Here is an 11,452-nt window from a genome sequence, read left to right as displayed (position 1 = left end):
GGGCGGGACCAATGGACAGAGAGCAGCGAAACGAAGACGCGGACGAAGCGGAGGCCCGGCGGCCGACGCTGAAGACGCTTGCCTTCATGACGGGGCTTGGCGTCACCACCGTTTCCCGTGCGCTCAAGGATGCGCCCGAGATCGGCGCCGAAACGCGCCGCCGCGTCCAGCTCGTCGCCCGGCAGATCGGCTATCGGCCCAACCGTGCGGGCGTGCGCCTGCGCACCGGCAAGACCAATGTCATCAGTCTCGTGCTGGATACCGAGGAGCAGATTGGCGGCTTCGTGTCGGACCTCATCTACGGTATTTCCGGCGCGCTGGCGCAGACGCCATACCACCTCATCGTCACGCCCTACTCCCGCAACAACGATCCGCTGGAACCGGTCCGCTACATCGTCGAGACCGGCTCAGCCGACGGCATCATCATTTCGCGGACGGAGCCGGACGACAAGCGCGTCCGCTACATGACCGAGCGCGGCTTCCCGTTCGCCACCCACGGCCGCACCGACATGGGCATCGAGCATCCGTTCCACGATTTCGACAACTATGCCTATGCCGCCGAGGCGGTGGGCAAGCTGGCCGGGCTCGGCCGCAAGCGGCTCGCTCTGCTCGGTCCGCCAGCCAGCCTCAGCTACTTCCACCATATGCGCAACGGCTTCGCAGACGCCATGTCGGATCTTGGATTGGCCGAAGTTTCGTTTCCCAGCGTCACCGTCGATCATTCCATCGACGAGATACGCCGTCGCGCCGCGGAACTCCTGCGCCGCCCGGGCCGGCCGGACGGCATCGTCAGCGGCGCCGGTTCGGCAACCTTTGCGCTGGTGGCCGGAGCGGAGGATGCCGGTCTCGTGCTCGGCAGGGATATCGACATCGTTTCCAAGCAGGCGTCACGCCTGCTGCATCTGCTGCGCCCGCAGCTTCTTGTCGTCAACGAGGACGTGCGCCGGGCCGGCTCCGAGCTGGTGCACGCGGTGATGGCGCGCATCGCCGGCACGGCGATCCCTTCGCTGCAGAGCCTGGCAAAGCCGGGACCGGTAGAGGCGTACAAGCCCGTAGAGTGATGCGCCAGTATTTCACCTTTCCCCTGTGGGGAGGGTTGGCGCTCGTTAGGCCCCGCTCCCCCAGGGTCCGTGAAACGCGCCCTTGTCGCCGATGCGCTCGAAACCATGCGCGCCGAAGAAGTCGCGCTGCGCCTGGATCAGGTTGGACGTGCCGCGACCCTGACGATAAGCGTCGAAATAGCCGAGCGCGGAGGCCAGCGCCGGCGTCGGCAGGCCGGCCTCGGCCGCCTGCGCCACGACATGGCGCAACGACGGATGCGCCTCCGTCATCATCGTCACGAAGGCCGGCGCCATCAGCAGATTGGTGTCGGCGCGGCCGGAGCCGAACGCCTCAGCCATCGTATCGAGCATCTGCGAGCGGATGATGCAGCCGGCGCGCCAGATCCTGGCGATGGTCGGCATCGGCAGATTCCAGCCGAACTCCCTGGACGCTGCCGCCATCACCGCGAAGCCTTGCGCATAGGCCGCGATCTTGCCGGCGAACAGCGCCAGTTCCAGATGTTTCAGGAGCGCATCCTTCGATCCCGAGAAAGACGTCACGCCCAGCTTGCCATAGGCCTTCTCCGCCGCCAACCGCTCGTCCTTGAGCGACGACAGCACCCGCGCCGCGACAGCCGCCTCGATGGCGGTTGCCGGAATGCCGAGCTGCTGCGCCTCGATCACCGACCACTTGCCGGTGCCCTTCTGTCCGGCGCGGTCGAGGATGATGTCCGCCACCGGCTTGCCGGTCTTGGGATCGTCGGCGGCCAGCACATTGGCGGTGATCTCGATGAGATAGGATTCGAGCCGTCCCTTGTTCCAGCCGGCGAAGACCGGCGCGATCTCCTTCGCGCTCATGCCCAGCCCGTCGCGCAGGATGCCGTAGATCTCGGCGATCATCTGCATGTCGGCATATTCGATGCCGTTGTGGATGGTCTTGACGAAATGGCCGGCGCCGTCGCTGCCGAGCCACGCGGCGCAAGGCTCGTCCTTGAACTTGGCCGAGATGGCGGTCAGCACGCTTTCCACCCGCTTCCAGCTTTCCTCGGTGCCACCGACCATGATCGACGGCCCGTGGCGCGCGCCCTCCTCGCCGCCGGAAACGCCCATGCCGATGAAGGTAAGGCCCGATCCGTCGAGTTCCTTGAAGCGGCGCATCGTGTCGCGGAAATTGGCGTTGCCGGCATCGATGACGATGTCGTTGCCGGCCAGTTCACTCCGCAGCGCCGCGATCTGCTCGTCCACCGGCTTGCCGGCCAGAACCATGATGATGATCGGGCGCGGCGGCCTTATGGCGGCGGCAAGTTCAGACAGGCTGGCGCAGGGAACGACCTTGTCGCGCAACGGGCCGGAATTGGCGACGAATGCGTCCGTGCGCGACTGCGTGCGGTTGTAAACGGCGATCCGATGGCCTTTCTCGGCGATGTTGAGCGCCAGGTTGGAGCCCATCGTTCCGAGGCCGATCAGGCCGATTTCCGCTTTTTCCATTGTCTCATCCCTGCTTGCGCCGGCGGCGCCGTCCTGATTGCCGGCATGTTTTGGGCTTTGGCGGGAGCTTCGTCAACCAAGTCCGTGCCGCCGCTGGCAGCTTGTTTCAATCGATTTACGGTTGAGGACAAGCGACAGCTAGGGGCGGACATCGATAGAGCCGTCGATCTGCGCCATGTCGAAATCCGATATGAGAATGTCGAGCCGCGCGTTCCACTTGCCGCCAAGGGGAACAATAAGGTCCTTCACCCGCCATGTGCCGTCGTCGGCCTTTGTTGCAGGCCGCTTCAAGGGCTCGATTCCGGAATCCGGCTTAGACAGCACCAGCGTCACCTCCCTGGCATCCAGCGGCCCGAAATCTCCTGTCATGATGACGATACGCGCTTCCGCCGGCCCCGCCTGGCCAGGCGTCAAGGAGAGGTCCGCCATCGCCTGCAGCGTATGGATGTGGGTGGATGCGGGTTGCGCGGCTGCGATCGCCAGCGCGCGCGGCGGCGGCGTGAAACGCCAGCCGGCGGCGACGCAGAACACGGCGGCGATGATAAGCGTCTCGGCGACGATCGAACGGTGCAGCCGTCTGCGCGCTGCCACATCACCCGCCGCGACGGCTGCCGTGAGCCGCCACCGGTTGAAGGCGGCGAGCCCGAACAGCACCGTCAGCAGCGCCAGCTTGATGACAAGCAGCCGGCCATATGCGGTTTCCAGCAGCGCGGCTGGCCTGCCGACCTGTACCACAGCGAGTACGGTTCCTGCGCCGACCAGCATCGCCAGAACAACCGGAATTATCCTGGAGAAACGCAGCAGGAAGGTCGTGGCATTCGTGTCACGCCGCAACAAGGCGGCGCCCAGCGGGACCAGCGCCCCGGCCCACACCATGATGCCGGCGCCATGCAGGAACACCATCGGCCGCATCAGCCATTGCGGTTCGGCAGCACTGGCGTGACCACTGGCGGCAAGCGCCACGCCCGCCACAGCCAAGGCCGTCGGCGAAATCACCCCGGCCGAAGCCGGCACGATCAGCGCCAACAGCGCCAGCCCTTGCGCGGCCAGCGCCAGCGATACCGTCAACCCGTAACTCGTGGCAAAGCCCGTCTGCCAGACCACCGGCTTGACGAGATGCGACAGCGGGACGCCCAGAGCGTCTACGCCTTGCAGACCGAGCGCGAGCACGGTCGCCATGATGCCGACAATCAGGAACACGAGCACGGCCCGCGTGCCTGCGCGTCCGCCCTCCGCCAGCCAGGCCAGCGCGAAGGCGCCGCCTACACCGAGGAAAAGCCCGGCATAAAGCAACACCCGAGCGGCCCAGACCGCGCCCCGCACCAGCCAGTCAACCGGCTCCACGGCAATGGGCGTCGCGCTCGGTGCGCCGACCGAAAAGATCAGTGAACCGGCCACGGGATGACCGTCAGCTGACACGACCCGCCAGCTCAGCACATGCGTGCCATGGGGGAGCGTCTTCGGCGCTTCGACGACGAGCGTTCCTCCATCGACACGCGAGGAGTCGAGCTTGACCTGCATCGCGTCCGGACCGATCAAGGTCAGTGCCAATGGCGACACCGGCTCGTTGAAGCTGAGCGAAAACCGCGCCGGCGCGGCGGGCAGCACCGCGCCGTCCGCGGGCTCCGCACCAATCAGCGTCGCATGGGCGAAGGCCGTGGCCGGCAGCGCCAGCCACAGCACAAGGATCGCCAGGAGACGGAAGAGCCTCACTTTTTCGGCAGGAGCTTGATGCCCGGCGCCGGCAGTTCCAGGTCGTCCGCCTTTTGCCCCGCCGCCGGAATCTGGATCCAGCGCTCGGCAGCATTGCCTTCGCATTCCTGCACGACCGGGAAGTAGAGCATCTCGCCGGCCGGAAGGTCGGCAGCCAGTGTGCCCCGCAGCACGAACTCGTCGTAATAGGCGTCGGGCAGATTGCCCCCGCTCCAGCCGATTTCCTGCACCCCTTCTGTCACGGCCTCACCGTAAAGCGTGTAGGATTTGGCGTATTTGCCGGTCTCGGTCTTCAGCGTCCAGCCGGCCTTTGGCATCGGCTTGGCGGCGAGGAATCCTTCCGGAACCTTGACCCGCACGGCGATGGTCGCCTTGCCCTCGCAGCCATGCGGCACGCGCAGAACAGCCTTGTAGCTCGAGCCGACCGGCGCCTCCCCTGTCTCCAGCGTGACATGCGCGAAGACCGGGCTGGCGGCCAGAACGAGAACGGCGGCGATGGTGGAAATAGCCTTCAACATTGTTGTCTCCCGAAAAATCGCAGCCATCACTGCGCGTGGTCCATTTTCATGCCGCCCGAACCGCCCATCGCTTCGACGTCGAATTCGACCGGAATGCTGCCAGCCTTTTCGAATGTCAAAGTGGCTGCGAACTTCTCGCCCGCCTTGGGCGCCTGCTTCAAACCGATGAACATGAGGTGATAGCCGCCCGGCGCCAGTTCGAGCTTGCCGCCGGCCGGGACTTCGAGCCCGCCCTGCACCGGACGCATGGTCATGACGCCGTCCTTGACGGTCATTTCATGCATCTCCGCCTTTTCAGAAATATCAGATGAGATCGACACCAGCCGGTCCGGCGTCGATCCTTCATTGGCGACGGTGAAATAGCCGCCGGCGACGCTGGCGCCCGGAGGGGTCGCCCGCGACCAGGGGTGGTCTATGTCAAGTTGGCCGAGCTTGAACTCATGCGCCCACACGCCATGCGCGCCGGCAAACAGTAAGGCGATGGCAAGCACGGCAATACCGAGTCGCTCCTCAAAGGAACGCAGGAAGTGAGGGGGTCGCAGGGACGCAGCGATGCGCCCGACGGATTTCGGATCTTGAATGAACATGGTTGCTCCATGGCAAAACAGGCCGCGCTATTCGCGGCAAAGCTGGCAATCACCGGCAACCCGTCGGGCCGCCGGACCAAATACTGTTCAGGCCTGAAGCGGGGGCGCGCGTGGGTTGGCGGGGGAGCGTTCACTGCGCAGGGCAGGACTGGCGAACGCAAGCCTCCGCGGCGCTATCCGTTCCCAGACGATCGCTGGAAGCAGAGCTGCAGCGTCCAGCGGCACACCTGCCGACGCGGCGGAGAAGCTGCAGCCGAACACGCAGCAGCTTTGGTCATGCCGCTGATGATCGTCACCAGCGGGAAGCTCGGTGGCGCCTTCATGCGTACAGATGACATTGCCAAAGGCGTCGAGCTGGCTGGCATTCGGACCGTTGCCGAAGGCAAAAGCGCCGAGCAGAGATTGCAGGACGAGCAGATAGGCAGCCACGAACGTGGCAGCTATCCTCCATCGCCTGCGCCGTGCCAGCAAAGCCGTCCCTCGAATTCCTGCGATATCGATACCTCCTAGCACAGGGATATGACGCGGAACATTGACAAATCAGCGCTGCGGCATCGCGGCGCGGTGACGACGAACGCCAAGACGAGATCGGCAGTGACAGCCCCGGATTAGGCTTTTTCGATTTCGGGAATCGAAGCCAGCAGGGTTTGCCGGGCCGACTTGAGATGCGCGCGGCAGGCGGCGTCCACCTTGCCGGGATCGCGCGATTTCAGCGCCGCGATATAGGCCAGATGTTCCTGCACCGCCACTTCGTTGCGCTGCCGCTCGCCGGCCTTGTTCCACTGGTAGTGGTAGTGGAAGATCATGGCGATGACGTCGTAGAAATCGACGATGAAGCGATTGCGGGAGGCGCGGTGGATAAGGCGGTGGAATCGCTCGTCAAGCTCGGAAAACGCGTTGAAGCGGGAGGCGATGTTGCCGGCCAGCGCGCGATGCTCTTCCTCCAGAAGGTCGAGGTCGTTCCATACCGGGCTGTCGGGCGGTAGCCCGGCGAAAGCGGCTGCCGAGCGCAGCTCGAACATTTCGCGGATTTCAGTCAGCTCCAGTGCGAAGGCGCGCGTGAACCCCTTCAGCACCCAGTGGCTGTTGCGGCGTTTCTCGATCAGGCCGAAACGGCTGAACCGGATCAGGAATTCGCGCACGCTGGTGGTGCCGACGCCGATCTCGCGCGCCAGTTCCAGTTCGTTGATCTGCATGCCGGCTTCCGCTCCGCCGGCCAGCAGCCGGCGCATGAAGCTGCGTTCGATGATTTCCGAAAGGGAATCGGTTTCCTCGTCGGGAAAATAGTCGTCCGCTCGCGGCTGGCGCAGCACCGTCTTGCTGCGCTTGTTCCAGGCGATCAGCCCGGTCTCCTCCATTCGGGCAAGGATGGTGCGCACCGTGGTGCGGCTGACCCCCAGCATCGTCCCAAGCTCCGGCTCGGAAGGCAGGTTCTGGGTCTCGTCGAGGAGGCCGAGACATCTGTTATAGGCGTCCTTGTAGACGTTGTTGCTTTTCGACATTCTCGGCCCTTGTCGACACGCCGCCCAGCGAGGCCACGTCATTCAAAAAATGATTGACGTAAAAATGTTTTTTTACGATAAAAGACAATAGCAACACAGCGCAGTCTGTCAATGCGCCAGGAAACGCCGCAGGACCTCCGTGAACCCCGCCAACAGCATTCTTCTGTCACCGGCCGACAATGTCGCCGTCGCCAACGGCCGGGTTGAACCCGGCAACCCACTGCCCGGCGGCGCCACGGCGCGGGAAGTCATCGAGACCGGCCACAAGGTCGCCATCCGCCACATAGCAGCCGGCGCCTCGGTGGTGAAGTACGCGCAGGCGATTGGCCGCGCCACCCGCGATATCGAGCCGGGCGAACATGTCCATTCGCACAATCTCGTCTTCGAATCCGGCCGATTGCCGGTCGTTCCGCCCAGCGAAGCGGTGCATGCGACGGACGCCGACCGCGCCCGCACCTTCATGGGCTATCGCCGCGCCGATGGACGCGCCGGCACCCGCAATTATATCGGCATCGTCGCCAGCGTGAACTGTTCGACCACCGTTTGCCGCTCGATTGCCGAACGGGCCAACCATGAACTCTTGCCGAAATATCCCGGCATCGACGGCTTCGTCCCGATCGTTCATAGCCAGGGCTGCGGCATGAGCGGCACCGGCGACGGCATGATGGCCCTGCATCGCACGCTGGCCGGCTATGCCCGGCATCCGAATTTCGGCGGCGTGCTGATGGTTGGCCTCGGCTGCGAGGTCAATCAGCTGACGCTTTACGGCCAGAAGGGCGTTGCCGCCGGCAAGCGTCATTTCAACATCCAGGACGCCGGCGGCTCGCGCAAGTCGGTCGAGAAGGCCATGGGCGTGCTGGCCGAAATCGCCGAGGAGGTCGGCAGCCTGAAGCGCGAACCGATTCCGGTGAGCGAGATCGTCGTCGGCCTGCAATGCGGCGGTTCCGACGGCATGTCGGGGATCACCGCCAATCCGGCGCTTGGCGCGGCGGTCGATATACTCGCCGACGCCGGCGGCATTGGCATCCTGTCGGAAACGACCGAGATCTACGGCGCCGAGCACCTGCTCGCCTATCGCGCCGCGACGCCTGAAATCGCCCAGAAGCTCGACGGTTTCGTCAAATGGTGGGAAAACCATACCGCCATGCACGGTGCTTCCATCGACAACAATCCCTCGCCTGGCAACAAGCGCGGCGGCCTGACCACCATCCTGGAAAAATCGCTGGGTGCGGTCGCCAAGGGCGGCCAGACGCCGCTGAATGGCGTCTTCGGCTATGCTGAAAAGGTCACCGGCCACGGTCTCGTGTTCATGGACACGCCGGGCTACGACCCGGTCTCCGCCACCGGCCAGGTCGCCGGCGGCGCCAATGTGATCGTCTTCACGACGGGCCGCGGTTCCTGTTTCGGCTGCAGGCCAACGCCGTCGATCAAGGTCGCCAGCAATTCCGCCCTTTATCGTTCCATGGAAGAGGACATGGACGTCGATGCCGGCGTCATCGCGTCGGGCGAGAAGACCATCCCGCAGCTTGGGCGCGAGCTATTCGACCTGATTGTCGAGACGGCTTCCGGCCGCAAGACCAAGAGCGAGGACTTCGGCTACGGCGATAATGAATTCGTGCCGTGGCATCTTGGCGCGACGCTCTAGGTCGTGGCCGCGTATAGTGGGAGACACGCATTGAATAAGCGCCGCATCGGCAAGACGACCCTGGAGGTCACGGAATACAGTTTCGGCGGCGCCTCGCTGGGAAATCTTTATCAGGCCGTGTCCGAACCCGACGCCGAGGCGGTACTTGATGCCGCCTGGAACGCGGACATGCGCTATTTCGACACCGCGCCGCATTACGGTTTCGGTCTTTCGGAACGCCGCTTCGGCGATTACCTCCGCAGCAAGCCGCGCGACGAATACGTCCTGTCCACCAAGGTCGGACGCCTGTTGAAGCCCGCGCCTGAAAGCGAAGTGCCGAAGCTCGGCTTCGTCGATCCGCTGCCGTTCAAGCTTGAATATGACTACAGCTATGACGGCATCATGCGCTCGGTCGAGTTCAGCTATGCCCGGCTCGGACTGAACCGCATCGACATCCTCTATGTCCACGACATCGGCGTCTACACGCACGGCATCGAACTGACCAAGCTGCATCTCGGCCAGCTTCTCGATGGCGGACTGAAGGCACTCGAGGAATTGAAATCCGGTGGCGTGATTTCCGCCTATGGGCTCGGCGTCAACGAGGTCGAGGTGTGCCTGCAGGTGATGCGGCGCGCGCCCATCGACTGCATCCTTCTTGCCGGCCGCTACTCGCTGCTCGATCGCTCCGCCGAGGCGGAACTGATCCCGCTATGCGAAAAGACACAGACCTCGCTGGTGATAGGCGGTGTCTTCAATTCGGGCATTCTTGCCACCGGCCCGAAGCCAGGCTCGCATTTCGACTATGGTCCGGCATCGGCCGATATCCTGTCCAAGGTCGGCGCGATGGAAGAGTTGGCCACCGGCAAAGGCTATCCGCTGGCTGCCGCCGCGTTGAAGTTCCCGCTGCACGAGCCCCGCGTAGCGACGGTGCTGATCGGCACCGCGAAGGCATCAAGCCTGCGGCGCAACATGGCCCTGCTCGACACCAAGGTTCCGGAGAGCGACTTCGAAAGCTTCCGGCCATATACCGCCGTGCAGCCGCCATTGACGGGAGCGGTGCGTGAATGACCCGCCTTGGCACCGTTCGGTGTGGACGCAGTAAAGCCTTCGCATTCAACCTCTCACGGGAAACAAGCTAATGCTGCGTGGCATACATCCTCTTCTCGGTCCTGATCTTCTCCACGCACTGCGCACCATGGGGCATGGCGACGAGATCGTCATCGCCGACGCCAATTTCCCGGCCGGCACCATGGGCCCCAAGGTCATCCGCGCCGATGGGATCGGCGGCGAAGCCCTGCTGGAAGCGATCCTTACCCATATGCCGCTCGATACTTATGTCGAGGTCGCGGCGTTCCGCATGGAGGTCGTGGAAGATCCTGCGCGTGTCCCGGATATCTGCCTTTCCTATCAGAAGATCGTCGACCGCCTCGCCGGCCCGTTCGCCGTCGCGCCGGTCGAGCGTTTCGCCTTTTATGAGCGGTCCCGGAAGGCAGCCTACATCGTCGCGTCGGGCGAACGGGCAATCTATGCGAACATCATCCTGAAGAAGGGCGTATTGCGACCGGAAGCCTGAGGAGGAGATGAGCCGCCCGCCAGCCGAAATATTTCGCCGGCTACAGAATGAATATTCCATCTTGACTATAAGATGGAATTATTATTTCATATTCGGAAAGGCAACGTGTTCGGGACCCACCAACGAACGCTTGAAAACGCCGAGCCATTCGCATAACAAGATGATGTCTGTTTTTTATCTATAAAGTTCTGTGCGGTCGCGCCTATCCCACGGAGCTTCGTAAAAGTTCACCAGGCGACTTAGGGAGGAAGCCTATGAAATTCGTCACCAGCATTCTCAACCGCCGCGCCGTGATGGCGCTCGCCGCAGCATCGATGCTCACCGGCGTCATGCACACCGCTCCGGCCTCGGCGGCGGATGTCACCATTCCGATCATCGTGAAGGACACCACCTCCTTCTACTGGCAGATCGTTCTGGCCGGCGCCCGCAAGGCCGGCAAGGATCTCGGCGTTACTGTTCCCGAACTGGGCGCCCAGGCCGAAACCGACGTCAATGGCCAGATCTCGATCCTCGAAAACGCCGTTGCCGGCAATCCGGCGGCTATCGTCATCTCGCCAACGGAAGCCAAGGCGCTCGGCAAGCCGATCGATGAGGCCGCCGCAAAGGTGAAGATCATCGGCATCGACTCCAGCGCCGACTCGAAGGCTTTCACCTCGTTCCTGACCACCGACAATACCCAGGGCGGGCGTGTCGCCGCCGACGGTCTGGCCGAGGCGATCAAGGCCGCCAATGGCGGCAAGGTCGAAGGCAAGGTAGCGATCATCACCGCGCTTCCGGGCGCCGGTTCGCTCGAGCAGCGCCGCGAGGGCTTCCTCGAGCAGGTAAAGGCGAAATATCCGGAACTGACCGTCATCGCCGACAAATACGCTGACGGCCAGGCTACCACCGGCCTCAACATCGCCACCGATCTGATCACCGCCAATCCGGACCTGAAGGGCATCTTCGCCTCCAACCTGATCATGGCGCAGGGCGTTGGCCAGGCGATCGCGGAAAACAATCTCTCCGGCAAGGTGGCGCTGATCGGCTTCGACTCGGATGAAAAGCTGATCAAGTTCCTCAATGACGGCGTCATCTCGGGCCTCGTCGTCCAGGACCCCTACAGGATGGGCTATGATGGCATCAAGACCGCGCTGGCCGCCTCCAAGGGCGAAAAGGTCGAGACCTTCGTCGACACCGGCGCCAACCTGGTGACGAAGGCCAACATGAAAGAGCCGAAGATCGACGCGCTTCTCAACCCGAAGCTCGACTAGGCTTTCCGACGCAAGTGTTTCCGGGGCAGCATTGCCCCGGAAACTTCGCCTTGTCCGCAACGGTTTGGAAAAGACCGTTTCCGGGTTACGCAAGCAAATGCCGCGGCAGCTGAATACGGCGCCGCGACATGCCACCGGGGTGGCCAATCTGGGAGGA

General features: G+C 63.7%; 11 protein-coding genes. 5 read left to right on the top strand and 6 right to left on the bottom strand.

Annotated elements, in window-relative coordinates; genetic code table 11:
* Positions 1-11: 11 nt before the first annotated feature.
* A complete protein-coding gene (locus J2X35_RS15475; RefSeq protein WP_310187061.1) occupies positions 12-1,061 on the top strand; it encodes a LacI family transcriptional regulator in 1,050 nt (349 codons plus the stop codon).
* 45 nt (positions 1,062-1,106) lie between these two features.
* Here the strand turns inward: J2X35_RS15475 and gndA are convergent, their stop codons facing one another.
* The 6 genes from gndA to J2X35_RS15445 all read right to left on the bottom strand — a co-directional run bounded on the left by gndA (position 1,107) and on the right by J2X35_RS15445 (position 6,848).
* Positions 1,107-2,528 (bottom strand): NADP-dependent phosphogluconate dehydrogenase, encoded by a 1,422-nt coding sequence (gndA, locus tag J2X35_RS15470; RefSeq protein ID WP_310187059.1) that lies wholly within the window; start codon positions 2,526-2,528, stop codon positions 1,107-1,109.
* A gap of 138 nt (positions 2,529-2,666) precedes the next feature.
* Complete coding sequence (locus tag J2X35_RS15465; RefSeq protein WP_310187057.1) at positions 2,667-4,241, bottom strand: copper resistance CopC/CopD family protein; 1,575 nt, start codon at positions 4,239-4,241, stop codon at positions 2,667-2,669.
* Entirely contained in the window at positions 4,238-4,759 is a 522-nt protein-coding gene (locus tag J2X35_RS15460; protein ID WP_310187055.1) for a YcnI family protein, read from the bottom strand. The genes J2X35_RS15465 and J2X35_RS15460 overlap by 4 nt, the downstream gene beginning before the upstream one ends.
* A 26-nt stretch (positions 4,760-4,785) precedes the next feature.
* A complete protein-coding gene (locus tag J2X35_RS15455) occupies positions 4,786-5,346 on the bottom strand; it encodes a copper chaperone PCu(A)C (RefSeq protein ID WP_310187051.1) in 561 nt (186 codons plus the stop codon).
* 87 nt (positions 5,347-5,433) lie between these two features.
* Positions 5,434-5,775: a DUF2946 family protein gene (locus J2X35_RS15450; protein ID WP_310187045.1), complete on the bottom strand. Its 342-nt coding sequence runs from the start codon at positions 5,773-5,775 to the stop codon at positions 5,434-5,436.
* A gap of 179 nt (positions 5,776-5,954) precedes the next feature.
* A complete protein-coding gene (locus tag J2X35_RS15445) occupies positions 5,955-6,848 on the bottom strand; it encodes a GntR family transcriptional regulator (RefSeq protein WP_056111884.1) in 894 nt (297 codons plus the stop codon).
* A gap of 139 nt (positions 6,849-6,987) precedes the next feature.
* On the opposite strand from J2X35_RS15445, the gene J2X35_RS15440 reads away from it, so the two are divergent.
* The 4 genes from J2X35_RS15440 (at position 6,988) to J2X35_RS15425 (ending at position 11,295) form a co-directional block, all read left to right on the top strand.
* Positions 6,988-8,493: a UxaA family hydrolase gene (locus J2X35_RS15440; RefSeq protein ID WP_056111885.1), complete on the top strand. Its 1,506-nt coding sequence runs from the start codon at positions 6,988-6,990 to the stop codon at positions 8,491-8,493.
* A 30-nt stretch (positions 8,494-8,523) separates the two neighbouring features.
* On the top strand, positions 8,524-9,540 hold the full coding sequence (locus tag J2X35_RS15435) for an aldo/keto reductase (RefSeq protein WP_310187042.1): 1,017 nt from the start codon (positions 8,524-8,526) through the stop codon (positions 9,538-9,540).
* 70 nt (positions 9,541-9,610) lie between these two features.
* Entirely contained in the window at positions 9,611-10,045 is a 435-nt protein-coding gene (locus J2X35_RS15430; protein WP_056111889.1) for an RbsD/FucU family protein, read from the top strand.
* Positions 10,046-10,299: 254 nt separating this feature from the next.
* A complete protein-coding gene (locus tag J2X35_RS15425; protein WP_056111892.1) occupies positions 10,300-11,295 on the top strand; it encodes an ABC transporter substrate-binding protein in 996 nt (331 codons plus the stop codon).
* Positions 11,296-11,452: the final 157 nt, after the last annotated feature.

The organism is Mesorhizobium sp. BE184 (assembly GCF_031457045.1).
Taxonomy (GTDB): domain Bacteria; phylum Pseudomonadota; class Alphaproteobacteria; order Rhizobiales; family Rhizobiaceae; genus Mesorhizobium.
Note: the sequence above shows the minus strand (reverse complement) of the source record. Positions and strands in the feature narration are given on the sequence as shown.

Excerpts from the sequence above, each read along its gene's own strand:
- J2X35_RS15475 (WP_310187061.1), top strand. The coding sequence starts at position 12 with ATGGACAGAGAGCAGCGAAACGAAGACGCGGACGAAGCGGAGGCCCGG.
- gndA (WP_310187059.1), bottom strand. The coding sequence starts at position 2,528 with ATGGAAAAAGCGGAAATCGGCCTGATCGGCCTCGGAACGATGGGCTCC.
- J2X35_RS15460 (WP_310187055.1), bottom strand. The coding sequence starts at position 4,759 with ATGTTGAAGGCTATTTCCACCATCGCCGCCGTTCTCGTTCTGGCCGCC.
- J2X35_RS15455 (WP_310187051.1), bottom strand. The coding sequence starts at position 5,346 with ATGTTCATTCAAGATCCGAAATCCGTCGGGCGCATCGCTGCGTCCCTG.
- J2X35_RS15445 (WP_056111884.1), bottom strand. The coding sequence starts at position 6,848 with ATGTCGAAAAGCAACAACGTCTACAAGGACGCCTATAACAGATGTCTC.
- J2X35_RS15430 (WP_056111889.1), top strand. The coding sequence starts at position 9,611 with ATGCTGCGTGGCATACATCCTCTTCTCGGTCCTGATCTTCTCCACGCA.
- J2X35_RS15425 (WP_056111892.1), top strand. The coding sequence starts at position 10,300 with ATGAAATTCGTCACCAGCATTCTCAACCGCCGCGCCGTGATGGCGCTC.